Consider the following 26,545-nt stretch of genomic DNA (forward strand, 5'->3'; position numbering starts at 1 on the left):
CGGCAGCACCTGTCCGACAGCGATAACGCAAAATCGCCCAGATTTGCGCCCTTCGCGACGCAAACGTCGCAGACGGCAGAACTGGCACAGCGATTGCTCCTCTGGGTTCGGGTTCGAGATTCAGAGGAGTGCATCATGGGATTGCGTCAGATCGCCTTCTACGGCAAAGGCGGTATCGGAAAGTCCACCACCAGCCAGAACACGCTCGCCGCGCTGGCCGAGTTGGGGCGGAAGATTCTCATTGTCGGCTGCGATCCGAAGGCGGATTCGACGCGACTGATCCTGCACGCCAAGGCGCAGAACAGCGTCTTGTCGCTCGCAGCCGAAGCCGGCTCGATCGAAGACCTCGAACTCGAGGATGTGCTGAAGGTCGGCTACCGCGACATCAAATGCGTGGAATCCGGCGGTCCGGAACCGGGCGTCGGCTGCGCCGGACGCGGCGTCATCACCTCGATCAACTTCCTCGAAGAAAACGGCGCCTATGAGGGCGTGGACTACGTCTCCTACGACGTGCTGGGCGACGTGGTGTGCGGCGGCTTCGCCATGCCGATCCGCGAGAACAAGGCACAAGAGATCTACATCGTGATGTCGGGCGAGATGATGGCGCTCTACGCCGCCAACAACATCTCGCGCGGCATTCTGAAATACGCCGCCAACGGCACGGTGCGACTGGGGGGCCTCATCTGCAACTCGCGCATGACCGACAAGGAACTCGATCTGTCGGAAGCGATGGCCAAGAAGCTGGGCACCCAGCTGATCCATTTCGTACCGCGCGACAATGTCGTGCAACACGCCGAACTGCGCCGCATGACGGTGCTGGAATACGACCCCGAATGCGCCCAGGCCGAAGAATACCGCAAGCTGGCTAAGAAGATCGATGCCAACGGCGGCAAGGGCACCATCCCGACGCCGGTGTCGATGGACGAACTCGAAGACATGCTGATGCAGTTCGGCATCCTGAAGCCGGATGACGAAACCATCGTCGGCCAGGCCAGGAACAAAGCCGTCGCCTAATCGCCGCTCACCGCCAGGAGAAAATCAACAATGGAAGCGGAAGCCAAAGCAGCCAGACGGCAGATGATCGCCGACGTGCTGGCCGAATACCCGCCGAAAACCGCGAAGAAGCGCGGCAAGCATCTCAACGTCTTCAACGAAGGCGATACGGATTGCGGCGTCAAGTCGAACATCAAGTCCGTTCCGGGCGTAATGACGGTGCGCGGTTGCGCTTACGCCGGCGCCAAAGGTGTGGTGTGGGGACCGATCAAGGACATGGTCCACATCAGCCACGGCCCGGTCGGCTGCGGCCAGTACTCCTGGGGTCAGCGCCGCAATTACGTCAGCGGTGCGGTCACCGGCGTGAACTCCTGGGTGGTGATGCAGATCACGTCGGACTACCAGGAAAAGGACATCGTCTTCGGCGGCGACAAGAAGCTGGTCAAGGTGATCGACGAGATCGAGGCGATGTTCCCGCTCAACAAGGGCATCTCGGTGATGAGCGAATGCCCGGTCGGTCTGATCGGCGACGACATCGAATCCGTCGCCAAGCGCAAGAGCAAGGAGATCGGCAAGCCGATCGCGCCGGTGCGCTGCGAAGGCTTCCGCGGCGTGTCGCAATCGCTCGGCCATCACATCGCCAACGACGTAATGCGCGACTTCCTGATCGATCCTGCGGCAAACAAGGAGGACCCGAGCTTCGAGCCGGGCCCCTACGACGTCATGATCGTCGGCGATTACAATATCGGCGGCGACGCTTGGGCCAGTCGCATCCTGCTCGAAGAAATGGGCCTTCGCGTGATCGGCCAATGGTCGGGCGATGCTTCGGTCGCCGAAGTGGAACGCGGCCCCAAAGCCAAGCTCAATCTCATCCACTGCTACCGCTCGATGAACTACATCTGCCGACACATGGAAGAGAAGTACGGCGTGCCGTGGCTGGAGTTCAATTTCTTCGGTCCCACCCGCATTGCCAAGAGCTTGCGCGCCATCGCCGAGCAGTTCGACGACAAGATCAAGGAAGGCGCCGAACGCGTCATCGCCAAATACACGCCGATGATCGACGCCATTCTTGCCAAGTACAAGCCGCGGCTCGAAGGCAAGAAGATCATGCTCTATGTCGGCGGCCTGCGCCCCCGCCACGTCTCCGATGCCTATGGCGACCTCGGCATGGAAGTCATCGCGACGGGCTACGAGTTCGCTCACAACGACGACTATCAGCGCACCACCAAATACATCAAGGACGGCACGGTGGTGTACGACGACGCTTCCGAGTTCGAACTGGAGCGGTTCGCGCAGGCGCTGAAGCCCGATCTGGTCGGATCCGGCATCAAGGAAAAGTACGGCACCCAGAAGCTCGGCTTTCCGTTCCGCCAGATGCATTCGTGGGACTATTCCGGCCCGTACCATGGGTACGACGGGTTCGCGATCTTCGCCCGCGACATGGATCTCGCCATCAACAATCCCGTCTGGGGCATGACCAAGGCGCCCTGGAAGAAAGCCGAGTAACGCCCATGCCCCAATCCGCAGATCGTATTCTCGACCACGCCTCGCTGTTCAACGAGCCGGAGTATCTTGAACTCTTCGCCCGCAAGCACGCCTTGGAAAACCGCGTGCCGCCGGACAAGGTGCAGGAGCAGCTCGATTACACGAAGAGCTGGGAATATCGCGAAAAGAATCTCGCTCGCGAATCCTTGTGCATCAATCCGGCCAAAGCCTGCCAGCCCTTGGGCGCCATGTTCGCCACTGTCGGTTTTGCCAAGACGCTGGCCTTCAATCACGGCAGCCAGGGCTGCACCGCCTATTTCCGCTCGCATCTGGCGCGCCACTTCAAGGAGCCGTGCGCGGCCGTCTCGACCTCGATGACCGAGGATGCGGCGGTGTTCGGCGGCATGCAGAACCTGATTGACGGCCTGTCAAACGCCTACACCGTCTACAAGCCCGACATGATCGTGGTGTCGACCACCTGCATCGCCGAAGTCATCGGCGACGATCTTTCCGCCTTCATCGCCAATGCGCGCGAAAAAGGCTCGGTGCCGATGGACTTCCCGGTGGCCCAGGCCCATACGCCGTCCTTCGTCGGCAGCCACATCAACGGCTACGACGCGGTGATCAAGGGCGTCTTCACCTATCTCTGGGAAGGCAAAACCCGCGAGCCGAACGAGCGCATCAACATCATTCCCGGCTTCGACGGCTTTGCGGTCGGCAACAACCGCGAGCTGAAGCGCATCCTGAATGCCTTCGACATCGGCTACGACATCATCTCCGACGTGTCCGACCAGTTCGATACGCCGACCGACGGCACCTATCGCATGTTCGACGGCGGCACGCCGCTCGATACGGTGCGGGGTGCGATCAACGCCAAGGCAACGGTGTCGATGCAGAAATACTGCACCGAAAAGGCTGGCGCCTTCGTCGCGGAAAAAGGCCAGCAATATGCCTCGTTCCATTATCCGCTCGGACTTGGGGCCACCGACGAGTTCCTGATGAAGATCTCGGACCTCACCGGCAAGCCGATCCCGGACAGCCTGGAAAAGGAACGTGGCCGGCTGGTCGATGCCATGGCGGACTCCTCGGCCTGGCTGCACGGCAAAAGCTATTCGATCTTCGGCGATCCCGATTTCGTGCTCGGCATGACGCGCTTCGTCATGGAGATGGGCGGCGAGCCGGTCCACTGCCTTGCCACCAACGGCAACAGCGAGTGGGCCGCGGAGATGAAGGCGCTGCTCGCCACCAGTCCTTATGGCGCGCGGGCGCAAGTCTGGGCCGGCAAGGATTTGTGGGCAATGCGCTCGCTGCTCGCCACCGAACCCAGCGACTACGTGATCGGCTCGACCTACGGCAAGATCTTCGAGCGCGACCTCGGCATTCCGCTGATCCGCCTCACCTTCCCGATCTTCGACCGCCATCACCATCACCGCTTCCCGGTGTGGGGTTATGAAGGCGCCATTCGCGTCCTGGTGACGATCCTCGACAAAATCCTCGACGATCTCGACCGCAAGACCATCAAGACGGGAATCTCGTTCGACATGGTTCGGTAAAGTCGATGCTGCAGCACACGCTACAACACCTGTTTGACGAGCCGTCCTGCGCCACCAACCGCGCCAAGGACCCCAAGGCGCGCAAACAGGGTTGTGGCGGCAAGCCGCTAACGCCGGGCAATGCGGCGGGCGGTTGCGCCTTCGACGGCGCCAAGATCGTGCTGCAGCCGATCACCGATGCCGCCCATCTGGTGCACGGGCCGATCGCCTGCGAAGGCAATTCCTGGGACAGCCGCCATTCGCTGTCCTCCGGCCCGATGCTCTACCGCACCGGCTTCACCACCGATCTTTCCGAGCTCGACGTCATCTATGGCGGCGAGAAAAAGCTTTACAAGGCGATCAAGGAAATCGTCGCGCGCTACGATCCGCCGGCAGTCTTCGTTTATCAGACCTGCGTTACCGCCATGATCGGCGACGATATCGCCAAGGTCTGCGCCGCCGCGACGGAGCGCCTCCATAAGCCCGTCATCCCGGTGATCGCGCCCGGCTTTGTCGGCAAGAAGAATTTCGGCACCAAGCTCGCGGGCGAAGTGCTGCTCGAGTACGTCATCGGCACCGAAGAGCCGGACGTCACCACGCCGACCGACATCAATCTTCTCGGCGAATACAACGTTTCCGGCGATTTGTGGAACGTCACGCCGCTGTTCAAACGTCTCGGCATCCGCCTTCTCGCCGCCATCACCGGCGATGCGCGCTATCACGACGTCACCAAGGCCCATCGCGCCCGCGTCAACATGATGGTGTGCAGCCAGGCGCTGATCAACGTCGCGCGCAAGATGGAAGAGCGCTGGGGCATTCCCTGGTTCGAAGGCTCGTTCTACGGCGTTCCGGAAACCTCCAAATCGCTGCGGACGATCGCCAAAATGCTGGTTGACCGCGGCGCGGACGTGAGCCTGCTCAAACGCACCGAAGCCCTTATCGCCCGCGAGGAAGCCCGCGTCGCCGAAGTACTGGCGCCCATCCTGCCCGCGCTCAAAGGCAAAAAGGCGCTGCTTTATTCCGGCGGCGTCAAGTCGTGGTCGATGATCGCGGCGCTGCAATGGGCCGGCATGCAAGTGATCGGCACTTCGGTGCGCAAAGCGACCGACGACGACAAGCGCCGCGCTTCCGCGTTGCTGGGCGATAGCGGTACATTGTGGGAGTCCCTGCCCCAGCGCGAGATGTACGCCAAGCTCAAGGCCGGCGAAGCCGATATCCTTCTTTCGGGCGGGCGCACGCAATATGTGGCGCTCAAAGCCAAAACGCCGTGGATGGATTCCAATCAGGAGCGTCACACCGCTTATGCCGGCTACGACGGCACCATCGCCTTCCTCAAAGGCATCCACAAGGCACTCACCAATCCGATCTGGGCGCAGGTTCGCACGCCCCCGCCGTGGGAGGAATGACATGGCATCGGCCCAAGCCAACGGTAAGAACGTCACCGTCAATCCGCTCAAAATGAGCCAGCCGCTTGGCGGCGCGACGGCGTTCATGGGCCTTAACCGCTGTCTTCCGATGCTGCACGCCGCCCAAGGCTGCACCGCCTTCGCGCTGGTCCTCTTGGTACGCCATTTCCGCGAGGCAATCCCGTTCCAGACCACTGCCATGAGCGAGGTCACCACCATTCTCGGCGGTGCCGACAATCTCGAACAGGCGATCGTCAACATCGTCGAACGCGCCCATCCCGACGTGATCGGCATCTGCTCCAACGGCCTGATCGAGGCCCGCGGCGAGGACATCAAAGGCGATCTCAAGGCGATCCGCGCCCGCCATCCCGAGCTTGCCCGCACCGCGCTGATCTATGCGCGCACACCCGATTACAAAGGCGGCTTTCAGGACGGCTGGGCGGCGGCGGTGGAAGCGACCATCGATCAGTTGGTCGAACCCTTGCCGGGACGCAATCTGCGCCAAGTCAATGTACTCGCCGGATGCCATCTGACGCCGGCCGATATCGACGAAATCCGCGACACTATCGAGGCTTTCGGCCTCGCGCCGATCATCCTGCCGGATATTTCTGGCTCGCTCGATGGCCATGTCGCAGACGAATACGTCGCGACCACCCAGGGCGGCACCAGCGTTAAGGACATTCGCGGCATGGGCCGCTCCGTTGCCACGCTGGCGCTGGGACAGCAGATGGAACCGGCTGCACGGTTGCTGGAGACGCGCTGCGGCGTTCCGGTTGACGTGTTCTCGCGCCTCACCGGCCTTTTGCCGTGGGACAATTTCATAGCCGCGTTGGCACGGATTTCCAGAAGGCCCGTGCCGCAGGCCATCCGGCGGCGGCGCAGTCAACTCATCGACGCGATGCTGGATGGCCATTTCTTCTTCGGAGAGAAAAAGGTCGCCATCGCCGCCGAACCGGATTTGCTCACCGGCCTGTCGTGCTTCCTCAACGACATGGGCGCCACGATTACGACCGCCGTGACCACCTCGCAAACGCCCGCACTCGCGGCGGTTCCGTCCAAGACGGTCACCATCGGCGATCTCGACGATCTCGAAACCGGCGCGGCAGGCTGCGATCTCATGATCGCCCATTCGCATGGCGCGCGAGTGGCGGAGCGCCTCGGCATTCCGTTTTTCCGCGCCGGATTTCCTAACTTCGATCGCCTCGGTGCGGCGCACCAGCTTTCGGTCGGCTACAGCGGCACGCGCGATCTGATTTTCGAACTCGGCAATCTGTTCATTGCAGGCAACGGAGGGATGCATGCGACGACTGCAAGTCATTGAAGCCAAGCCGGAAGACACCGCCGCGAAAGCGCTCAAGATCGCGTTCGCCACCCAGGATCTGCATCGGGTGGATTCGCATTTCGGCAGCGCGCCCGCCATCGTGATCTACGAGGTGGGCCCGACCGACGCGCGCTTCCTCGAAGCGGTACAGTTCGACCAGGTGTCGAACCAGGATGGCCATCACATCGATGACACGGAAAGCGACGACCGCATCGGCGCCAAGGTCGCGGCGCTCACCGGTTGCGCCATGCTGTTCTCGCTCGCCATCGGCGGCGTCGCAGCAGCACGGGTGGTGAATGCCAAAGTCTATCCCTTGAAGCTGCCCGCGCCGGAAGCCATCACCGACGTCATCGGCCGGATCCAGACCATGATGACCGGCACACCGCCACCCTGGATGCGCAAACTGCTTTATCACGACAACGCCACCGCGTTCCTGGACGAATGAGGCGCGCGTGACCGGACTGTTTTGCGAGGAGTTGGTGCGGCAGGTACGCGCCCATGATGTTTACGGATTGTGGGACGGCAAGCCCGATGCCGCGCTTCTGGCGCCGTTCATTGTCGACAAGAAAACGGTCCCGCTGATCGGCGATCCCGATCCGGCGGTGCTGACGCGGATCAGCCAGTTCTACGGCGCGGTGGCGCTCGCGATCGAAAAACGCAGCGGCATCATGGCCGCGCCCGTGCTGCAGATTTCCGGCGAAGGCTTCGGGCGCGCCGTGCTGATCGCGGGCCGTTTGGTGGTGGTGTCGAGAACGCTGCGCGACGTGCATCGCTTCGGGTTCGCCAGCCTGGAAAAACTGGAAAGCGCCGGTGCGACGCTGGTCGACGGCGGCCTTTCCTGGATCGAGAAATTCAAGCAAGCCGCCACGGCGGACTGACGGAGGGGAGTATGAGTGAGCATCTGACCAGGGCCGGCACACCGTGGGAGCCCGTTTATCTTCTTTCTATTGAAGGCAGCGAGTGCCTCGGCTGCGGGCGCTGTTTCAAGGTGTGCGGACGGAACGTCCTCACCCAGGTGCCGCTCGACGAGGACGGCAATGTCGCCGAGGACGAGGAAGACATCGAGCGCTATGTCGTGACGGTGTCCAATCCCGGCGACTGCATCGGCTGCGGCGCCTGTTCGCGGGTCTGCGCCAAGACCTGCCAGAAACACGGCACCGAACCGCTTCTGGAAGCGGCCTAGATGCGACAGGACGTATGTCGCAAACCCGACAACCGACATGTCGTGTCGCGTCTTTCCGGCCGGAATCCAGCCGGAACCGGTTGGCGCGCGCTTTGCTAGGACCGTAATGCAGCGGAACGGGAGGTCATCATCCTCGCACTGACGGACAATGCGGTCGCAGCCATCCGGCGGGTCATTGCTCAGGCCGACGACGAAGACATCCGGGGCATCCGGATTGCAGCGTCGAGCGGCTGCGAAGGCCTGCGGTACGAGATGGGCCTGGAAGCCGTGGCGCGGGAAAACGATGCGGTGATCCATGTCGACGGCCTGATCGTATTCGTCGACGCCGTTTCCAAGCCGCTGCTCGACGGCACCGAAGTCGATTTCTGCGACACGCCGGCCGCCACCGGTTTCATCTTCAACGGGCCCGAGCGCTGCAGCGCATGCGGAAAGCGCGGGACGTGCGGGAGCTGACCATGGATCGTGCCGTCGAAGACATTCCCACTGCCCCCGTCGACTTGGAAACCGAGATCGCCAAGGCCATCGCAGATCTGCGGCCGGTGCTACAGCGCGACGGCGGCGACATCGAACTGGTGGCCGTCGAGGGCGATATCGTAGTCGTCGACTTCAAGGGCGCCTGCAGCGGCTGCGTTTTGGCCTCAGTCACATTGGCGGGCGTGCGAAAGCGGCTCATCGATGCCATCGGACACCCGCTCAAAGTCGTGCCCCGCTCGGCTATGGCTCTGATCGGGAAGGAAGTGGCGGCATGAATGCCCTGCCCGCCATCATCAACGACACAACGCTGCGCGACGGCGAACAGGCGGCCGGCGTCGCCTTCCGGCGCAACGAAAAGCTCGCCATCGCGCGCGCGCTGGATGCGGCCGGCGTGCCGGAACTCGAAATCGGCATTCCGGCCATGGGCGCGGAGGAACAGGCCGATATCCGCGCCATCTGCGGCATGGGCCTGAACGCACGCCTGATCGCCTGGTGCCGCATGCGCGAGGACGATCTCGAAGCGGCGAAGACTTCCGGTGTCGGCATGGTCAATATGTCGATCTCCGTTTCCGACCTGCAGCTCGAACGCAAGCTCGGTCGCAACCGCGATTGGGCGCTCGGCGAGATCGATCGCGTCGTGCGGCTGGCCCGCGCCGCAGGGCTCGATGTCTGCGTCGGTGGCGAGGATGCTTCCCGCGCCGATCTCGATTTCGTCATTACGGCGGCGCGAGCGGCCGAAGCCGCGGGCGCCCGGCGCTTCCGCTTTGCCGATACGCTCGGCATTCTCGACCCCTTCACCACCCACGCCGTTTTCCGGCGTCTGCGAGCGGCGCTCGGTTGCGAACTCGAAATCCACGCCCACGACGACCTAGGGCTGGCGACGGCCAATGCGCTGGCCGCCATCTTGGGCGGCGCCACGCACGTCAACACCACCGTCAACGGCCTCGGCGAGCGCGCCGGCAATGCGCCGCTGGAGGAGGTCGTAATGGCGCTCCACCATCTTTATCATCGCGACACCGGCGTGATGACACGTCGGCTTCCGGAAATTTCGCGCCTGGTTGCCGAAGTGTCGGGCCGCCCGGTGGCGGATGGCAAAAGTATCGTCGGCGACAAAGTGTTCAGCCACGAATCCGGTATCCACGTGCATGGCCTGTTGCGCGATCGCAGCAATTACCAGAGCGTCGATCCGGTGGAACTGGGCCGCGAACATCGTCTGGTTCTCGGCAAGCATTCCGGCGTTAGCGCCGTCCGCCACGCCTACGCCCACCTCGGTCTCGAACTGAGCGACACGCTGGCGCAAGACATTCTCGGCCGCGTCCGCGCCTTCGCCACGAATACCAAGCATCCGCCCGAAAGCGCCGAACTGATGCGCTTCTATCGCGAAGCCTCGCACCGCGAAGAGGAAACACAATGAGCGCTCTGGCCAAAGAGCTGGATGGGCTGTCCAGCGCCGAAGATTTCTTCAACCATTTCGGCGTTCCCTACGAGCCGCGCATCCTGGCCGCGTGCCGGCTGCACATCCTGAAACGCTTTCACGACAATCTCGCCGGCGTTGTGGGACTGGATGGTCTCGCGCCAGATGCGCAACGCATCCTCTGCCGTCACCAACTTGAACGCGCCTATGCTGATTTCTTGTCTGGCCCGGCAATACGGAAAGGAGCATTTCCGAGGCTGGCCGGGATAGGACGCGCGTTCGTCCCCCTCTCCGCAGTAAGGCATCGCGGGCCGTGACAATGCGAGCGCCCGCCTCGCTCGATGGGTCCCGGCGACTTGGAGGTTGTGTCACAAACGACGCGGGAGGCTCCTTTCATTTCCTTTACAATCCGCGCGGACTTCGCATTACCGAGGGATTTTCAAGCGAACTCGCGATAGCCAACAGAAACCGCCTTCAGGGCGGTCCTATTTCCTCAGGACATATTTATATCTCGAACTAGGCGGCCGAGCCCTGGCGAAGCGTCAAAAACCCTCGCGGGTGTTGGCGACATGCCATGAAGGTGATCGGGGAAACGCATGGAAAAAATGGCGTTGGCACGACCTTCACGCCGCGTTCATCACGCAAGTCGCGCTAACCGGAGGGCCAATCGCCGCCCAGGCCCTTGCCGGCCACAGCGATTTCCGCACGACCGAAGTTTATATCGCCGTGGCCGACGACGTGCTCAGGGCGGGAGCAGTAACAGCCGCCAACCGTCCCGCGCTGGCGCTCCTCAAGGGGGGCAAGGCGCCATGAGCGGAGGGAGAAATCACAGACGCGAGTCCCATACAGGAGAGAAAAGCCTCTGGTGCCGTTGAGATTTTTGGCGAAACACCTTGGACTAAATGGTCGGAGCGGAGAGATTTGAACTCTCGACCCCCAGTCCCCCAGGAAACGGCTAGTTTTGTAAGTGCCTGATTTTATTGGGCCGAAACTGCACCAAAAAGACCAGAACAGGTACGATTCAAGACCAAAGTCACTACCAAAACCACTACCAGATTGCCCCCAATTGGGAGCATGCCGACCCCAAGTCCCGGAATTTCCGACCCCCAGTTCCGAAGACTGTGGCTGCTGCACGTCGTCGCTCACTACCAGTTCACCACCAAAACCGACCTCCAGTTCCCGTCACTGGGGCTGCACCCACCTCCGTTTCACTACTATGCGGCGCGAGGTGGGGCAGGCAGGCGAGCCGGGCGGACCACACAAGCCACTACCATTCGCTGCTCCCTCGGGAGATCCGCTCACTACCACTCGCTACCCAAGGGGCTTTGCACCCTCGCCGCAGACACCGCGCGCCAACCCTCATTCGGGCCAGAGTTTCGTTATGGGATTGCGGTCGACTCCGGGATGGCTCCCTGCTCAAATTGGGTACGATGACAACTCGCCCCTACAGAGATTGTACCGTCGGAGACATGGCTGACCGAGCCCCGGACGGCTGGCTCTGGGCGCGTTGTCCCCTGCCCTGTGCACGATCTGTGGCCTTGCCGATGTCATACTTTGTCGACCGGTTCGGAGCAGATCGGCCGGCTGAAATCATTTTCGCAGCCCTACGCTGTGCAAGCTGTGGCGGGCATCCGACCACATTCACCGTGCCCTCGTCTGCCGAGACCCCTGCCGATCCGCATCGGCGCGCCCAAATACCCTGGGAGCGCGTTCCAGATGCGATCCAAAAATGGTCGATCCCGCGCGATTTTGGTGCATAACAGAGGGACGTGATGATGGAAGAGGACGAGCGGATAGGGATCGTTAGGCATCTACTATTTGAATATGTGAAAAGCCCTTCGCTCCGCCATATTCGCGACACGCATTCGCTGATCCAGCTTTCGCAGGAAATCGTGCGGAAGATTGACCGTGGAAGTTCCTATTGGACCAAATGGAACCCTCAACGCGAAGCACTACTTAAGTCGGCTGTGGGAACTTGGACACCGGCGGAGGACTTGAAGGACTTCCTAAATGGACTACCTGGACCACCATTGACGGTCACAGACGTCACGCAGCGCCTCCGGGCATTTGAGGAAGACGAGTTTTTCCGATTTCCGGACGAAGATCTCCGTGACGGGTGCCTTGCACTATATGCAACGGAAAAGGCAGCTGGAACCGAGCTGCCCGCCATCATTGGCGCTCTACGCGATTATATTGAGCAAGAGGAAAGGCGTTTACGGGAGGAGCGCCAGCTCGCTTACGCGAAGAAATTGGAAGAAGAACGCGCCGAGCGGGAGCAGCGTCTGATCTCTGGGGCCGACTGCAATTGGACCCAGATACGCGGGTCCACACACTGGTTTTGCCGAGCTAATGGCCGGACCTACCGACTATCACCAGCGAAAGACAAGAAGTGGCATATGTTCCGCGTGAACGAGGTCTCCGACAGCGAGCCCGGCAGCTTAATCGGCCGATATCAAAATCGTGGCGACGCAACCAAGGTCGTCAAACTGGTCGCATATCAGGCTGAACCACGCTGGTAAAAGTCTCCAAGCAATGGCGCTGCACGATCGTGAGGCTATTTAATTGTCCCAAAATGCCTAAGAGCCCGCTCGATCGCTGGACGTTTTTTTTCTGGACATGGATGTAACCTGGGAGCGCCATCACGTCGATTCGGCGCTACGCTCCTCGTCAAGCCGTGCTCAGATAACACTTCAGCTATCCAACAGGATTTTGGCACAAATCCGTCCGTCGCTCGAACGTATTCCTGGACATCTTTATAGCGGGCCATTTCAATTACCTCGGTTCTCGCGCGCCATTTCGGTAAGCGAAAAAATCGTAGATCCCATTGCCATTTTCTCGGATTTTCGCCTGTGCTCCTGAAGTAGCGATTCAAGAGCACTCACCGGCTCTTCTTCGTCCAAAGTAGGGACCAACGTCGTTAGGTGATCAGCCTGGGCACTGGCGAGCACTTGCTCGGCGGACATCTGATCGACCCACCCTCCAAGATGCCTCTTGAATTCCCGCGTTATTTCTTCAACGAACGCTTTCCCGTCAGACGAACCCCAGTCGAGATAACCCGCCCTATGTAGAATTCCCGACAATCTTTGGATAATCGCGCTCAACGCAGGTCCAGGTTCATGTATTCCCTGCCAGTGAGACGACGGCTGGACCGCACCGCAAACGGTCATCAGAGCGAGTAATCCCGCGGAAACGCTCGCGTCTAGCCGTCTTTTTAAAATGCGGTTTGCAGAAATCCAACTGATTCTGTCACGACACTGGACGTACATCGCCGCAGCAAGCACTCGGTCTAGCGGCGGCAAGAGCTCCGAGAGCGGATATCTTGGCAAGAAATCCAGCTGAAACAATGCTTCATTGCGCTGCAAATTACGCCAGTGCTCACGCGTTTCGCTCGATACCGGCCAATCGGCGATAGTGGATACTGCCAGCAATGATCGGAATACTGACCGAGTCGCGTTCGTCTGAGCCCACCGGCAAAGTGCGTACTCGGCTGCGGGTGACCATAACGGAAATAGTCCGAACGGCTCACCACTATGTCGAGCCATTGCCAACCACTTTGCCTGTTCCTCCGACAGGAGGAACTTGGGAGGGTCAAAAGGAAGTATTGCGCTTGTGGGTAACTGCTCCGGCAAGGCATAGATCCCAGGCAACGGCCTTACAAAGGATCCAGATGTAAGAAGAATCGGGCCCACACTACTGACGGATTGCCCGCAGAGTCGATCGGCGCAAATTGCTCTTAGATCGACAAAGCGTTGCGGACCATTCTCTGCCAGAGCACTGCGTATAACGCTGCGGACGTTCGCTTCTTCCTCCCAACTGATGAACGGGTCCGCGTCAAACTCCTCTGTCTCGTTTGCCGCGTCCTCATTTCGTGCGGCTGAGGCGGCGGCAGCCGGTCCTATCGCTCGCCAGCTTTCGTCGACCACGCGCAAAAACAAATGTGGCGCACCAGCCATCACGATTTCGGCATCCCGTACTGAGCACAAGTCGGACGGAAACGCCCTGTGGTGTTGAGCCAATAGATCACGAATTTCTTGGACCCCGCCCATGTCCGAGAGCCGCGAATGCAACCTAATCATCCGGGATCGCCGAATCCCAAAACGATCAAGGGAAATATACCCCTCCTTCAGCCTTGCGCCGGTCCCGAGCTCAACAGCCGTTGTCCCAAGGCCACGGTCAACGCCTTCGAACAACTCGTCCAGAGCCACAGGTAGAGGGCGATGTCTCAATCGCGACTTTACCACAGCCAGCACCTGATTCAGCTCTTTGACGGGGCGGCCCTTTAGCAACCAACCATTCTTCCATTGAGTACAATATTGACGGAAAAACAGTTGCTCGACAGCACCCTTTGCTGCCGAGTGGTAAACGATATCGATCGCAAGACGTGTCGTCGGCGGGAGGCGCTTAAAAAGCCGTGAACCCACGGTTTCATGTATAGCGACTGCGCCGGCAAACGCTACGGCCACTTGTCCTGGTGCTTCGCGATTGAGGGCATCTTTAATCGGCCGCAACCGAGATGGATATGCTAATTCGCGCAATCCCCGTGCTTCGATCTGGCGTATGCGCTCGCGTGTAACACTCCATGTAGCCGCAATTTGCTCAAGTGTCTCGCGTTCGACTTGAGCGATGCCATACCGCCTCTCGATCACAGTTCTAGTCCGCGGATTAAGTTCCGCTAAAAAGTCAAGCACTAGATCACTAAGACACCGTCCGTCATGCTCCGCAAAAGCAGCTCCTTGACGGAACGGTTGGCCTTGCGCCAACGACAATAACGCCGGCACTTGCTCTTCAGATACGCCCACGTCATCCATAATGACCGCGACCGCTACCTTGACTAGCGGCGCTGAGCGCTCCCGTGTCTGTATGAACCTCTCTACGGCCTTCCGCAGGAGCGCGTGGAGCTCTTGTATCGAAGTACGTCCGATATTGGGCAGCGCACGTAGTTCGGAGTAGATTGGGGCCGGATCGCGAAGAACCTCCGAAAACGGTCGCCTATCGAGCACATCTGATCGCAACGAATTCGTAAGTCTCGTTGAGCTTGGAAAGGCTGCAACAACTTGGGGAAAGGTCAATTTAGAAAACAGCCTTATTAGGCTTCCACGCAAACGAACCTGGGCGCGCTCACTGTGAGTGCGCGACACATCGACCGGACTATTTAGGCTGTTTTGGACCGCAAAAGAACGTAGGATCAAATCAAGTTCGTTTGCAGTCTTGCGTCCGAGATGTTGCAGCCGGAGAAATTGTTCGGAAGCGCTAGGCCCGGCACAGAGAAATTCTCGCACCGTCCTGTAAGGCAATCTGTCCTTGGACAACTTAATGGCGTTTCTTAACCGCACGGAAACGTCGGAAATCTCGACGACTTCCTGTATCGACCAATCAAGTTGGTTCCGATGGTTCTTCCCCTGCCCCATGGCCCCAGTGCCAATCCCCTAAGCAGCAGCCCTCTGTAGTTCATTCGCTGCCTCAACTATGGCCCGAGCAGCTTCCAGGTATTCTGTCTCATTCGTGTCGCGGCCTGACGAAATTCGAAACGCTTGGCGCGCCCGCGCAGTGTCCCCAAACATTGCCATTAAGACGGGAGATGTTTGCACTTTGCTTGTCGCGCAAGCGGAAGACGCGGAAAAGCTAATCTGGCCCCTCAATTTTCGAATGAGAGCTAATGGCTCAACGCCGTCAATTGATATTGATAGACTGTTAGCCAATCGCAAGGTTGGATGCCCATTGAGCCGGGCATTTGGAAACGCATTTTGGACGATGCCAAGAAAGGTACTCGACATCTTGCGCAATCTGGCACCCTCTTGAGCGCCAGATTTTCGAGCAATCGCACAGGCCATCCCCATCCCCACAATGCCTGCAACATTCAATGTACCGGACCGAATACCGCGTTCTTGGCCACCGCCGAACATGATCGGCGCAACGCGGACGCGGGGATTTCTTGACCGTACATACAACGCTCCAACACCTTTTGGGCCGTACGCCTTGTGTGCGGACAGACTGGCCAAATGCAATCCGTCACGCTTGACGTCGAAATTTTCATAGGCAACGCACTGCGCCAAATCGCTATGGAACAGCACGCCACGCTCAGTGCAAATCGTGCCAATTTTCCTAATGGGCTGTACCGTACCTACCTCGTTGTTCGCGCCCATGACGGAAACGAGGACGGTATCGGTTGAAATCGCTTCTGCCACGCTATCCGGCGATACTAATCCCTGATCACAAACTGGCAAATAAGTCACTCGCCACCCCTCTCTTTCAAGAGCTCGAACTGGCTCCAAAACAGCAGGATGTTCGATTTGCGATGTAATAATGTGCCCCTTCTTGGGGGCACCCCTTGCAACACCGAGAATCGCGAGATTGTTGGCTTCAGTGCAACTGCCAGTGAATACGATCTCACTAGTTTGCGCACCAATTACTGACGCTACTTGCTCCCGGGCACGATCAACTGCCACAGCGGCTTCATGTCCGTGCTCGTGCTCTATGCTCGACGGATTGCCGAAGGAGCCAGTCAGGAATGGCATCATCGCCTCAAGCACACACGAATCGATCGGCGTTGTAGCATTATGATCAAGATAGATCGGGCGGCTCACATTCACCATATAGCACTCATCCCTCGTGCGGAACTAGTTGGAGAAGATCAAGCGGTGATTTCACGCGGACCGAAAGACTACCTACGCCCCGCGCTATGTGAATACGAAGCATCCGCAGAAGCTCATCGTTGCTAATCGGCTTCTTAGGATTTGGACCTTCCTCTCGCCACCTTAATAGCGCTGCAAACAGCGACCCGTATTCCCCTGTCAACGTATACGCGTTGAACTCAGACCCGTTCTCATCGGGCACAGGTGTGCCGCGAACGGATCCCTCCTCGAGGGAAATCATTATCGCCATCCTACAAAGCAGGTTTGGCGTCAGACCTGTACGCTGCCGTAGACTGCGCAGCTTGCTCGTCGCATCAGCGGAGATTTTGAGCTTACTGTACTGCATGACGCGTGCCTCTCACGGGTTCGTCGCCAAAGTAGCCGGCAGAAATAGCGGTCGACCGTTGGCCTGGATCATAGTCGAGCCTGAAGCTGTGAGAGACGGCATCCCTCAGGCTCTTGACCAAAGACACATCGACCTCAGTATCTGTCGAAAGGAGGACCACCTGATGACTCGCCGCAGGAAAATACGATTCCACCAAATTTCGCCGGTGTTCCGAGTCTAAACGCGCCAGCGGCGTATCAATAATCATGGGGAGAGGCCGCCCGCTAGTTCGGGCGAGCGCCCACAGAACGGCGATAGCATAGATTTGCTTTTCGCCGGCTGAAAGGTTTGCTTTTGGCACCTCATTTCCAGCACGATCGATCAACGTAACAATAAAGGTCTTTGGGTCGATCCTCACATTCGCAACAAATTCCTGCTTACGCACCAACTTATTGAAGCAGCGCACAAACTCAGCCTGAAGCTGGGAGAGTTTTTGAGCAAGTAAACTGTTCTCGTACTCCTCAAGCGACCGCGCCGTACGCGCGGCCAACTCCGATTTCCGGTCCGTAGCGGCTGATTGTTGTTGAACTTCGAGCAATTTGTTGCGCTCTCGCTCGGCAGTGACTTGTTGACCTCGAAGTACTTTCAATTCGTTTTGGCGGGTGATCAAAAGGGCCTCGGTCGCCCCTAGGTTCTTTTCAGCCAAGCGAAGGTCATCTAGCAAATCGCCTGCGGCTGCATTGTCTGCTCGCAATAGCGATGCGTCCAAGCGGTTAAGACGGTTCACCAGAGTTTCCAATTCCCCGCCAAGCTTTACTGCCCGCGGACGTGCGAGTTGATCCACTTCGGAAAGCCGAGCTATAGCTGATGCTCCATCCCCCACTTCCCGAAATGCGGGGCAAGTAGCCGAATTTCCTGCGCCACCGACGGACCAAGCATTTATAAAGCGCTTCAAGTCTGACCAGTGACGTTCTGACCAATTTGCGTCTCTCTTTGGTTTTGATCGTCGTTTCCAAACATCAATGCTTGACATGAAATGTTTCGTGAACACCGCACGATCTTCTGAAGGCCCTGACGCCCTCAACTGTTCTTCAAAGCTCGAAACCAAACGCGGAGCAAATGAGAAAGGGAGGAGCCCATTCGCGAGTTCCCTCAGTTCATTCGTGACCGTCGCAATTTGACGCTGCACCTCGACCTTTTCGACCTCAAGGCGGCCGCGCTTAGCGGCAACGTCACCGCCTTCCGCAACAAAGCGGCGCTTTATCTGTTCGGCGACACGCGCCTCTGTGTCCTTTTTGGTTTGCAGGTCCGCGATGATATCCGCAATCTCGGCGCATTGCCGGTCTAGCCCGTCGATATCTTTCAGCAACTGCTCCAGCCTCGTCGCAGTCGCGCCGCCCGTCCCCTTTTGGTGCCGAGCCAAGAAAAGTCCTAAATCAGTTCGCAGACGACTAACCAACTCAATGCCGAGCAAGCCGCGAACCGACTCTGCGAGCTGTTCATTCTCGTGCTCACCGTCGGCAATTTCCCTGATCTTCTCGCCATCAAAAAAGAAAAGTTGCGACAACCCGGGAGGAATCAGTTCTTGAAGGAATAGATGCCACTCCTCTTTCGGAACAGAAGTAAGAATGAAGTTGTCCTTCTCCAACAGCAACGCCTCAGCGAGTGATTTACCGCGGATGCTCCACTCACGCTCTACGCGGTAGCTATGCACTTCGCCAGCTTCCGCATAGTCGAACTCAATTCCAACTGAAGCACTGCGGACATGCTCCCTACGATGAATCATACTTCTTAGGTAGCTTTCGTACTCTGCCTGTCCCACTCTTGGTCCAAGTGCGCGGCGGCCGTAGAGCGCAAGGCGAACTGCGTCCAAGAGCGTCGTTTTGCCCGCCCCGTTCTGGCCACCAATTAGTACGATAGGGCTCACTTTCCCATGAGACTTTCGAGGGGTCAAATCGATCTCATGAGCTCCTGCGAAGAGCCCAAAATTCGAAACTTTGATATTTCGGAGTATCATTTTTCTTCCGTCGCCTTCTGAGTGCGGCGCTCTGCAATTAAGGTGTCGAGATCACGCCATTCCTGGCGGAGTATCTCTTCAATTCTCGTGTGCACAGCATGGCGACGCTTCAGCCCGTGGGCAGAGCGCTCAACATCAAGCAACTGCACAACCAAATCGGTCGGCACGGCATGTTTTTCACAGATTCGGTTAAGCAGCGACGCATCATCGGCAGTAAATGACACAGAATCCTCGGTAATCCATTCGATCTCGTGTCCCAACGCCTCCTTCACGATTTTTGGGACGGTATCTGCCCAATCTCCCCGCTCGAGACGCCACAAGCGCCTAATCTCTCGAAGCTCGGCGTCGTTTATCAACGTCGGCGCTTCTCCTGCCGGAGCTCGCCTTTGCACTTCGACCTGCGCAAGCAACAGTTTGTGAAGTAGCTCTTTGCAAAACTCCAGTTTATACGGGCCCGGCACCGGAGTATCGCTGTCGCCAATGAACGCTACCTGTCCGCTTCGACGCCTGAACTCCCTAAACTGACGCTTTCTTTCTGGATCCTGTGTGCTGGAAAGTAAGTCTCGGAATTCCAGAAGAGGCTCTAACCACTCCTCTCCGGAGTCAATTAGCGCTTCCATCGACTTGTCGCGCTCAACGACAGTACACACCCAACAACCGAATCGCGAATTTCCACAACTCGGTGTGGTTTTGTCTACCACCAGAGGACACTCACCCGCCTGAGCGTTTCGATACATCGCAACTAGATCGCGATTGTCATTCCCCCAAGGGGATTGGTTTTGAAGTAGGTACGTCCACACATCGTCGACAGTGAACGACTCAATCGGCGCGTAGACAAACGCGTTCAACAATGATGAGTGGCGTGAAAGTGCCGAACCCTCAATGCGATGCAGCGACATGACTTGTGCGCGCGTAGCACTCTCAGACGAGCGAACGCCCAAAACAACAACCACTTCGCCAAATTCTGCAACTCGCGCCTTGATAAAGGCATCGGCTGGCTCAATTTTGAGGCGCTCTGTGCACCATCTAAATCTTCTCGACGGAGCGGGATAACCTCGTCCGATCAGGTTCACCCAAAACGTACGGTCAATCGTCGGCTTCACCTTCTCTGTATTGAAGGGTAGCCGATCGCGTTTTGCCGCGTTGCCAATTCGCTGCAACGTTTCATCTATGTATCGGACGATTACAGGTGTTTCTACTAGAGTGTCCGAGCTAATCACATGAACCGGCTTTTGCCTCAGTGATGGAGCGAGCTGGCCAAGCGCTGTCCAAACCAACTGCAAAGCGCAGGTCGAGTCTTTACCGCCACTGTAACCGACAACCCACGGACGGTTATCAGATAAGTACACCCGCTGAATCTCGCGATATCGCTCAGCAAGCCATTCTTTAGTCAATTTCGCTTGAGATGTCATAGCCTAACTCGCCGCCCGCAATTTCCGCTGGTGGCCGCCCCCGTAAAGCGTCTCCAACCGCTTGGCCTCAACATCGAGCGGAAGCCCTATAGCTCGAACAATCACGTTACTAACTAGGATCACGTTGTTTCGTGATTTGTTGACTTTACCCGCGACCAACGCGCGTCCATCCCAAAGCGCTCGGTTCGATCGCGACCAGTCTATATGACGAAGTTTAGTAAGAGCCTTTGCCCAATCCTTGGGTCGCTCACTAACAAGCCTTGCACCTGCGATGGCAATCGCCTGGACCGCCACACCATGAGCATGAATGTAGTCTCGACGAAGTTCAGCCGCGGTCACATCCCGCGTAGCCACGCGCTGCCAATCCGGCATGTTTTTTATGACTTCGGTCCAAAACTCAATCGCCAACTTCCGATCCGAAGCAGACGCGGTATCGCTCTTCCCTTTTCCAAGAAGCTCGCACATTCCTTGGTGCAAACTACTCAACGTAAAGAACTTCATCGACCGGTTGGAAATGCTCGTATGTTCCAGATCGGTAAAGTCGCGAAATAGGGGAATGGCGTTAACTACATCACGCGATAGGGCAGCAAGAGAATCCCTGTGATCGTAGAGCAGTTTGATCGACTTTGTCGGCCGCACAGCATGGATATTTAGATCGGCAAACATCTGCTGAGAGCGTTTAAGGCCACGATCGGCGAACACAACAACCGATATTGATTCATCGCTTAGCGCAGGACGGCCGCGAAGCGCTTCCTCGATCGCAGCCCGCCTGTGTTGGCCATCATTAATGAGAATTGTCGCGGACATTGCGATTCTCAATTTACCGACCGACTTCAACGCGCCACCCGCCTGAACAGGCTCGAACTCCATCATCCCGTCAACCGACGCACACAACGAAGATAAGATGTACTCGGCGGGATTTTCGGTGATGTAGCGCGCTATTGCAGGCACTCGCGCCGAGTTAAGCACCCTCTGTGCGCGCAAAGAGGCTGGCACAGACTCGTCGTCAAACCGAAAGAGCTTCGGGACGACCTTTAGCGGAACCATAATGACGTAATATGCCGCGCCGGCCTGCACTCCACGAATTGCAGTGAAGTCGTAGGTATTTCCTTCCACCCGCCCCTCCTCATAGGTGAAGGGACGTTATTCTGTGCCTGTTTGGAAGTCAATCGACTAAGCCTTGGACGTTTAAGCGGTTTTTGGCAGACTCCAGATCAGTTGACGGCCAGATCCCCCACCAGAGGACCGGAGGTCACAGCCGAATCCACCAACTGAACAAAATCCCGCAAAAACTCTTCAGCCAGGAATGGCTTCGCGCGCCTTTCAGCCAAATAGTCGCAGCCGCCGCTGGAGTACTCATTCATCAGCCGAACACCGAGGTCACTAAGGCCGGTCTGCGTGTGGGGATCAAGCAGACTTTGAATCGTGTTTCGCACAGATTGTTTTTCATGGACATCAATCCCGTGCGCCCTCAAATCGGCCAATATGAGGAGTCCGATAATCAAGTTTCTTTGAGCCCGAAATTCTTCTGTAAAGTTATCGGTGATCTCATACGATGAGTTCTCGCTTTGCCCTAGCTCGTTATGCCTTCCTGACACCAAGCCGGCGATCAGGCAAAAATAGAAAACATCAAACGCTGTTTTGAACGGAGATCTTCCAGAAACTTCTGAGAACCACTTTTTTGCATCTGTTCGGAGCCGAAAATTCATAAATGCGCCTCCTCTACCAAATCAAATTCGTTGAAATAGTCTCTGCCTTCTACAATGGCCGCGTTGTTTGATTGCGCGACCCCCTTTTCCGGCAACGCGTCGACCCATTGCTTAGTCCCTGGGGTCTTTCGGAACACGGTCAGATATTTGACTTTTGACGCGCTACCCTCGAGCGAAGAAACGAAACCGAGTTTTTCAACCGAAATCACGAGACCGACAAATTGGCTTGTCAGTTTTGGGAGCAATTCACCGATTGCTCGACGACGGCCTGCGTCTAGCGGCCCGGCCGGACTGTCCACTATCAGCGGAAACTTATTTTGACCTCGCTCCAACACAGTCATGAGGAATATATAGCCAACCGCAAGCGTTTGTCCCACGCTCGCGCCAGCTTGATGCGCCAGATGCAGAGAGCGATCGATCCTTTCGAGCTGCACCGGGTCGTGTGCAAGTACTTTGTTTAGCCTGTTGTTACACTCCGTAAGGACGATTCCTCGGATACGATTTCGAGCAAGCTCTCGCGCCTCTGAGACAATATCCTTCAACAACTCTGTTTGCCGATGAATCGTTACAGTTTCTGTAATCTCCGAAACTTTGCGGTTTGCCTCCGCCAGTCGCTTTCTAAGTAAGGCCAGCGAAAACGTCTTTTCCGTATCTTCGGAATCGTCAGCGGGCGCAGAGATCTCTTTAAGTACGTTTTCGATTTCCTTGATCTCTGCAGTTTTGTTTTGAAGTTCTGTTTGCCATTCGAGCAGCTTATCATCACCCTGCTCGATACGTTTTTGGCGAAGAGCGCTAACCGTACCAGTGGCTCTCTGCCTATCTCTAACGGCATCGCCGAGCGCCTTAATACAACTAGCTAATCGAACATCCGGCTCAAATGCTCCAGTGCAGGGAATGAACTTATCAATGTCAGTCTTCATCGCATTGATCAGCCCATTCTCTTCAGCGCCAAGATAATCTTTCGAGCGCACGGTGATTTCGGTCCGCGCTTTCTCGTTCATCTCTCGGCCGCAAATACAAGTATCCTCGCGCAGCAAATCTTGAAAAAACTGCGCGGACGTATTCTCCGGAAGTTTCAAACTATCCAAATTACTCTTAAGCATTTGCAGGGACGTTGCGATTTGAGAATGCAAGACATCTGGTCGCCGGACAAACTGCATTAACTCGCCCGTGAGGGCTTCAACTCGCTTTTCACTATCTGCTAACGCCCGTTGAGCGCTTTCATATTCCGTGTTGTCGCTCGTGCTTCGAGCCATATGGGTCGCAATGACTTCTTTCAGTTTTTCAATCCGAAGCTTTAGCCCCTCCAACTCACCTTTCGACTGCGACTGAGCTGTTTCAATTTGTGTAATCCGTGTGGCGATCCGTGTTTGCGCTCGTTCCCAACCGGCTAACCCAGTCGTGGTTCTCGGATTCCCCCCCCGTGCAGCTCGTTTCCAGGCGTCGTCTGCAGTCTCTGCGACGTCGTTTAGGAGATACAACTGACACAACGCATCGATGGCCTTTTCCGCTTCGGATTTGCCTACATCCAGCAGTCTGCCAGCAAATTCCCCGTCAAATACGAACAAATTGATGAACTGACTACGAAGAAACGGATAGACCTGCGGCGGTGGGTGGTATCCGGACTTTACTCCGCCCGTAGCAGGATCTGTCGTTCGATAAAATGCCTGCCCCTCCGTGTAGTCCAGGATGAGTTCGAACGTAAGCGGGCGTTCGTCGACCAAGAGGTCAACCTTGAAGCTCCCACGAGCAGAGGTATCATGCGGGCGCTGAAAACGCCGGACGTCAGCAGGAGCCCACTGCTTTGCTCCGCCGTCAAGAGTTGCCCTGAGCAATTCAAGCGTAGTGGTTTTTCCAGTTCCGTTCGGCATCTGGATTAAGCTCACCGGAGGAATCTCCCCATGCGCAAGCAAATCCACCGCTACATCAGGGCACCTAAGGCCTTCACTTGACCAGCCACGCAGCTCAATCTTCATGTTCCCGGCCTTCAAGCTTGAGTGCACTACACACGTCATTCAAATGCCTTGCATTATCGGCGGCTTGAACATCGCCGGTACTGAGCTGCTTGAGCCAAGCGATGAGACGCTGCGATACCGCAGAAGGCTGCGATTTATTGGCGACGACTTCTCGAACAGCCCGTTCCAGCTCCGGATCAAGCGGCATTGTGGTCCCCCCTTCGAGACTTAGAGATTTTTCCGAGCCATTCAGCGCGTTCCTGATCCGCGTTTGGGAAAAGATCTTCTTCTTTGTCCGGTCGGACAAAGTCCAGCACACGCGCTCTCTTGCCAGGGTTATGCGGATCGACCCGCAAACACCTTCCGATACGCTGAATGGTCTCAAGCTTGGAGCGCGCGGACGAAAGCAAAATCACGCTCTTCAGTGCGCGAATGTCGATTCCCTGTGAGATGCGGTGGCACGTTATGAGACACGAAATCTGCCCGCGTGCAAATTCCAGAAGATGCTCTTGCTCGTCGTCGGCATAATAAGTTCTGTAAAGGTGCGTGTAGCGGTGGAGTATTTCCAACAGCCGCGCGCCGTATTCTCGGGTTTCGACAAAGATGACACAACTGTCCAGTATGGACTGGTCACTCTGCAAGAAGCGCGCAAACACCAACGGCTTCATCTCGGCGGTCTTGTAAACCTTCGAAAGTTCAGTCCAGAGCTCCTCGTTGGACATTGGGTTGGACGAATTCGCCCTCGCCGCTTGGCGGGAATAAACTTGCCGCAATCTCAACCGATCATCTTCCGTCAGATCGTAGTCGAGAGGCGTGTAGTCGAACTCGCACAGAACACCTCTTGCAATGGCCTTTTCTAGTGGGAAGTCGAACAGCGTCTTGCCGATTTCGTTTTCGATAAATTTATTACCTTCAGCGTCGTAGGCTCGCTCGGGAGTGGCGCTTAAACCCAGCCTGTATCCAAATGACTGGTGCTGTCCGGCTAGGGACTGTATCAAACTCGGCACACCCAAACCGTGCACTTCGTCGTGGATGATGATTGTGGAAGCTCGACGCGTTGGGTCCAGACGTTCAAGAGCCTTGTCCAACTGTTGCCTGGAAATCACGAGGATCGCGCGCTTTGGATCAAGAACATAATTTCCAAGCTCGTGAAATGTCCCAAAGTGCTTGTACACAATGAAGTCAGACCGAGATTTTCGAACCCACTCGTCTAGCTCCAGTCCCCACTGCGAAAGCAGATCTGTGCCGTCGGTCGCAACTATGGCGCTGTCTATATCGCCTGCTTCACTAAGGTGGGACAGTATCTTCAGAGCTGTGCGGGTCTTTCCTGTACCTGTCGCCATCTCCAGAATTCCCGCGCGCGCCTCGAGAAATTTTGAGACGGCCTCGTCCTGATGGCGCCATCGCGCAGGGTCTTCGTTTTGATCCGGCTCATCCTCGAACTCGAGTTTCGAATGTATTGTTGAGGGGCACACGTCGGGCGCAATCGCTTCAAGCCTTTCGACTGACTTAGAAGTTAGCCTTCTTACACTTAACCCCTTTGCTTCATTATTCCAGGCTTCGTCGAACTGCTCGATTTTTATTTCTACTCTCTCCAGTTCGCCTGGCATCCAAGTACGGTATACGTCAACCGATTCATAATTCCGCTCATGGCCGGAAATTGTTTCGTTGGCAGAACCGGTGAAAGCTAACGCGTGCCCTGATGGAAAGTTAAAAATGCCAATCTTTTCGTGGAAGATTCCGGCATCCTCAACGTGGTTTGCGAATGCAAACCTAATCTCCATTTTCTTGTTGGCCAGGAGCCACGCAAATATCTTTGCTCGGGTAGCTAGATCCGATGGCTCTTCGGCGAAATGAACAATTTCGTCGATGATCTTCTCAAGTATGACCTGCTCGTGTCCACGGCGTTGGTCCGGGTCTGCAATCTGGCTGAGGACTTCAATATCTTCTCGCGACAACTTGTGTGAAGCGATTACCTTTATCGATACGTCATTCGATTGTGCCAACCGCGGGAGGGCAGCTACCCAAGTGATAAGAGCTGAGCTCGAGAAGTAACCTGCGGCACGCCGATAGAGTGAACAATTTTGGAGGCAGGGTGCGAAAAACTCTGTAGCGAGAGATGCCTTACCGCTCCGATAGTGGGGTCTAGCAAATCGAAGACTAATTGGAGGATCGTTACTGTTCAGATCCCGACTCATTGCTGCGATAACCTCTCAAGCGGAGAGCCCGATAGCCCTCGAATCGAGGATCATTATCGCAATTCGCTGCGCAACCAATAGGTGACAGCCCGGCCAGGTACTACCTGCCGCACGAAACAGGACAGTTACTTAAGTGGTCAGGACAGTATGCCGCGCTCCGCTGGCTCGCGCTGGTGGTGGCTACCTTTGTTGGTCTCGAGGCCAACACCGCGTCAGGCCCGCGAGAGTGATGCGAGTGATTCTCAAATTGATGCGCATTGGGTGCCGATTTCGCAATAGAAAAGGCCCGGAGATACCTCCGGGCCTATGCCTCTCCCACGAGCGGGTAGCCCCTACTTCTGTTTTTTTCGGGACCAATTTTCAGCGAGTAGAGCTGGTCGCCCGCCCTTCATGTTGTCAAATCGCTTCCAACCGTGACCCCAGTTACGCGCCCAATAATGACCCCCTTGTAGGTGCTGTTCGACAGGCCACGGAGGGACCCGCGCGCGT

The 26,545-nt window shown here is 57.1% G+C and carries 23 protein-coding genes; 13 read left to right on the forward strand and 10 right to left on the reverse strand.

Features of this window, described 5'->3' with window-relative positions; translation table 11 throughout:
* The first annotated feature begins 135 nt into the window (after positions 1 to 135).
* The 13 genes from nifH (at position 136) to FHS84_RS18650 (ending at position 12,327) form a co-directional block, all read left to right on the forward strand.
* Positions 136 to 1,014 (forward strand): nitrogenase iron protein, encoded by an 879-nt coding sequence (gene nifH / locus FHS84_RS18590; protein ID WP_166937026.1) that lies wholly within the window; start codon positions 136 to 138, stop codon positions 1,012 to 1,014.
* A gap of 30 nt (positions 1,015 to 1,044) precedes the next feature.
* Positions 1,045 to 2,499 carry a nitrogenase molybdenum-iron protein alpha chain gene (gene nifD, locus FHS84_RS18595; protein WP_166937027.1) on the forward strand — a complete coding sequence of 485 codons (1,455 nt, stop codon included), beginning with the start codon at positions 1,045 to 1,047 and terminating at the stop codon, positions 2,497 to 2,499.
* 5 nt (positions 2,500 to 2,504) lie between these two features.
* Positions 2,505 to 4,031: a nitrogenase molybdenum-iron protein subunit beta gene (gene nifK, locus FHS84_RS18600; protein WP_166937028.1), complete on the forward strand. Its 1,527-nt coding sequence runs from the start codon at positions 2,505 to 2,507 to the stop codon at positions 4,029 to 4,031.
* 5 nt (positions 4,032 to 4,036) lie between these two features.
* Positions 4,037 to 5,416, forward strand: coding sequence for a nitrogenase iron-molybdenum cofactor biosynthesis protein NifE (nifE, locus tag FHS84_RS18605; RefSeq protein ID WP_166937029.1), 1,380 nt, complete (start codon positions 4,037 to 4,039; stop codon positions 5,414 to 5,416).
* A 1-nt stretch (position 5,417) separates the two neighbouring features.
* Complete coding sequence (gene nifN, locus FHS84_RS18610) at positions 5,418 to 6,737, forward strand: nitrogenase iron-molybdenum cofactor biosynthesis protein NifN (protein ID WP_166937030.1); 1,320 nt, start codon at positions 5,418 to 5,420, stop codon at positions 6,735 to 6,737.
* Positions 6,715 to 7,182, forward strand: coding sequence for a nitrogen fixation protein NifX (nifX, locus tag FHS84_RS18615; protein ID WP_166937031.1), 468 nt, complete (start codon positions 6,715 to 6,717; stop codon positions 7,180 to 7,182). Before nifN ends, nifX begins: the two co-directional genes overlap by 23 nt.
* Positions 7,183 to 7,189: 7 nt before the next feature.
* A complete protein-coding gene (locus tag FHS84_RS18620) occupies positions 7,190 to 7,615 on the forward strand; it encodes a NifX-associated nitrogen fixation protein (protein ID WP_208393957.1) in 426 nt (141 codons plus the stop codon).
* Positions 7,616 to 7,626: 11 nt separating this feature from the next.
* Positions 7,627 to 7,920 (forward strand): ferredoxin III, nif-specific, encoded by a 294-nt coding sequence (fdxB, locus tag FHS84_RS18625; RefSeq protein WP_166937032.1) that lies wholly within the window; start codon positions 7,627 to 7,629, stop codon positions 7,918 to 7,920.
* 138 nt (positions 7,921 to 8,058) lie between these two features.
* Positions 8,059 to 8,373: a HesB/IscA family protein gene (locus tag FHS84_RS18630; protein WP_208393965.1), complete on the forward strand. Its 315-nt coding sequence runs from the start codon at positions 8,059 to 8,061 to the stop codon at positions 8,371 to 8,373.
* Between the two features lie 2 nt (positions 8,374 to 8,375).
* Positions 8,376 to 8,669, forward strand: a complete 294-nt coding sequence (locus tag FHS84_RS18635) for a NifU family protein (protein WP_208393958.1) — start codon at positions 8,376 to 8,378, stop codon at positions 8,667 to 8,669.
* Complete coding sequence (gene nifV / locus FHS84_RS18640; RefSeq protein ID WP_166937034.1) at positions 8,666 to 9,808, forward strand: homocitrate synthase; 1,143 nt, start codon at positions 8,666 to 8,668, stop codon at positions 9,806 to 9,808. The genes FHS84_RS18635 and nifV overlap by 4 nt, the downstream gene beginning before the upstream one ends.
* Positions 9,805 to 10,125, forward strand: coding sequence for a nitrogenase-stabilizing/protective protein NifW (locus FHS84_RS18645; protein ID WP_166937035.1), 321 nt, complete (start codon positions 9,805 to 9,807; stop codon positions 10,123 to 10,125). Before nifV ends, FHS84_RS18645 begins: the two co-directional genes overlap by 4 nt.
* A gap of 1,455 nt (positions 10,126 to 11,580) precedes the next feature.
* Positions 11,581 to 12,327 carry a hypothetical protein gene (locus FHS84_RS18650; protein ID WP_208393959.1) on the forward strand — a complete coding sequence of 249 codons (747 nt, stop codon included), beginning with the start codon at positions 11,581 to 11,583 and terminating at the stop codon, positions 12,325 to 12,327.
* A gap of 249 nt (positions 12,328 to 12,576) precedes the next feature.
* Here the strand turns inward: FHS84_RS18650 and FHS84_RS18655 are convergent, their stop codons facing one another.
* From FHS84_RS18655 to FHS84_RS18700, 10 genes are all read right to left on the reverse strand, one after another.
* Positions 12,577 to 15,216: a sigma factor-like helix-turn-helix DNA-binding protein gene (locus tag FHS84_RS18655; RefSeq protein WP_166937036.1), complete on the reverse strand. Its 2,640-nt coding sequence runs from the start codon at positions 15,214 to 15,216 to the stop codon at positions 12,577 to 12,579.
* An 18-nt stretch (positions 15,217 to 15,234) separates the two neighbouring features.
* The gene (locus FHS84_RS18660) at positions 15,235 to 16,401 is read right to left on the reverse strand and encodes a cysteine desulfurase family protein (protein WP_208393960.1); all 1,167 of its coding nucleotides are present in this window, start codon (positions 16,399 to 16,401) and stop codon (positions 15,235 to 15,237) included.
* A 7-nt stretch (positions 16,402 to 16,408) separates the two neighbouring features.
* The gene (gene dndE / locus FHS84_RS23155; protein WP_166937037.1) at positions 16,409 to 16,786 is read right to left on the reverse strand and encodes a DNA sulfur modification protein DndE; all 378 of its coding nucleotides are present in this window, start codon (positions 16,784 to 16,786) and stop codon (positions 16,409 to 16,411) included.
* Entirely contained in the window at positions 16,773 to 18,782 is a 2,010-nt protein-coding gene (gene dndD / locus FHS84_RS18670) for a DNA sulfur modification protein DndD (RefSeq protein ID WP_166937038.1), read from the reverse strand. The genes dndE and dndD overlap by 14 nt, the downstream gene beginning before the upstream one ends.
* Entirely contained in the window at positions 18,779 to 20,194 is a 1,416-nt protein-coding gene (gene dndC, locus FHS84_RS18675) for a DNA phosphorothioation system sulfurtransferase DndC (protein WP_166937039.1), read from the reverse strand. The genes dndD and dndC overlap by 4 nt, the downstream gene beginning before the upstream one ends.
* 3 nt (positions 20,195 to 20,197) lie before the next feature.
* Positions 20,198 to 21,310 (reverse strand): DNA sulfur modification protein DndB, encoded by a 1,113-nt coding sequence (dndB, locus tag FHS84_RS18680; protein ID WP_166937040.1) that lies wholly within the window; start codon positions 21,308 to 21,310, stop codon positions 20,198 to 20,200.
* A 98-nt stretch (positions 21,311 to 21,408) separates the two neighbouring features.
* Positions 21,409 to 21,903: a hypothetical protein gene (locus FHS84_RS18685; RefSeq protein WP_166937041.1), complete on the reverse strand. Its 495-nt coding sequence runs from the start codon at positions 21,901 to 21,903 to the stop codon at positions 21,409 to 21,411.
* Positions 21,900 to 23,879, reverse strand: coding sequence for an AAA family ATPase (locus FHS84_RS18690; protein WP_166937042.1), 1,980 nt, complete (start codon positions 23,877 to 23,879; stop codon positions 21,900 to 21,902). The genes FHS84_RS18685 and FHS84_RS18690 overlap by 4 nt, the downstream gene beginning before the upstream one ends.
* Positions 23,869 to 24,066, reverse strand: a complete 198-nt coding sequence (locus FHS84_RS18695; protein WP_166937043.1) for a CxC ATPase DNA modification system associated small protein — start codon at positions 24,064 to 24,066, stop codon at positions 23,869 to 23,871. The genes FHS84_RS18690 and FHS84_RS18695 overlap by 11 nt, the downstream gene beginning before the upstream one ends.
* Complete coding sequence (locus FHS84_RS18700; protein WP_243851182.1) at positions 24,056 to 25,864, reverse strand: DEAD/DEAH box helicase family protein; 1,809 nt, start codon at positions 25,862 to 25,864, stop codon at positions 24,056 to 24,058. Before FHS84_RS18700 ends, FHS84_RS18695 begins: the two co-directional genes overlap by 11 nt.
* Positions 25,865 to 26,545 lie beyond the last annotated feature (681 nt).

Source organism: Rhizomicrobium electricum, from assembly GCF_011762045.1.
Classification (GTDB): Bacteria; Pseudomonadota; Alphaproteobacteria; order Micropepsales; family Micropepsaceae; genus Rhizomicrobium; species Rhizomicrobium electricum.

Coding starts and splice junctions, on each gene's coding strand:
- dndE (WP_166937037.1), bottom strand. CDS start 16,786: ATGCAGTACAGTAAGCTCAAAATCTCCGCTGATGCGACGAGCAAGCTG.
- FHS84_RS18690 (WP_166937042.1), bottom strand. CDS start 23,879: ATGAAGATTGAGCTGCGTGGCTGGTCAAGTGAAGGCCTTAGGTGCCCT.
- FHS84_RS18635 (WP_208393958.1), top strand. CDS start 8,376: ATGGATCGTGCCGTCGAAGACATTCCCACTGCCCCCGTCGACTTGGAA.
- nifE (WP_166937029.1), top strand. CDS start 4,037: ATGCTGCAGCACACGCTACAACACCTGTTTGACGAGCCGTCCTGCGCC.
- nifN (WP_166937030.1), top strand. CDS start 5,418: ATGGCATCGGCCCAAGCCAACGGTAAGAACGTCACCGTCAATCCGCTC.
- nifK (WP_166937028.1), top strand. CDS start 2,505: ATGCCCCAATCCGCAGATCGTATTCTCGACCACGCCTCGCTGTTCAAC.
- FHS84_RS18655 (WP_166937036.1), bottom strand. CDS start 15,216: ATGGGGCAGGGGAAGAACCATCGGAACCAACTTGATTGGTCGATACAG.
- FHS84_RS18685 (WP_166937041.1), bottom strand. CDS start 21,903: ATGAATTTTCGGCTCCGAACAGATGCAAAAAAGTGGTTCTCAGAAGTT.
- dndC (WP_166937039.1), bottom strand. CDS start 20,194: ATGACATCTCAAGCGAAATTGACTAAAGAATGGCTTGCTGAGCGATAT.
- FHS84_RS18660 (WP_208393960.1), bottom strand. CDS start 16,401: ATGGTGAATGTGAGCCGCCCGATCTATCTTGATCATAATGCTACAACG.
- FHS84_RS18645 (WP_166937035.1), top strand. CDS start 9,805: ATGAGCGCTCTGGCCAAAGAGCTGGATGGGCTGTCCAGCGCCGAAGAT.
- FHS84_RS18650 (WP_208393959.1), top strand. CDS start 11,581: ATGATGGAAGAGGACGAGCGGATAGGGATCGTTAGGCATCTACTATTT.
- FHS84_RS18695 (WP_166937043.1), bottom strand. CDS start 24,066: ATGCCGCTTGATCCGGAGCTGGAACGGGCTGTTCGAGAAGTCGTCGCC.
- fdxB (WP_166937032.1), top strand. CDS start 7,627: ATGAGTGAGCATCTGACCAGGGCCGGCACACCGTGGGAGCCCGTTTAT.
- nifD (WP_166937027.1), top strand. CDS start 1,045: ATGGAAGCGGAAGCCAAAGCAGCCAGACGGCAGATGATCGCCGACGTG.
- nifX (WP_166937031.1), top strand. CDS start 6,715: ATGCGACGACTGCAAGTCATTGAAGCCAAGCCGGAAGACACCGCCGCG.
- nifV (WP_166937034.1), top strand. CDS start 8,666: ATGAATGCCCTGCCCGCCATCATCAACGACACAACGCTGCGCGACGGC.
- nifH (WP_166937026.1), top strand. CDS start 136: ATGGGATTGCGTCAGATCGCCTTCTACGGCAAAGGCGGTATCGGAAAG.
- dndD (WP_166937038.1), bottom strand. CDS start 18,782: ATGATACTCCGAAATATCAAAGTTTCGAATTTTGGGCTCTTCGCAGGA.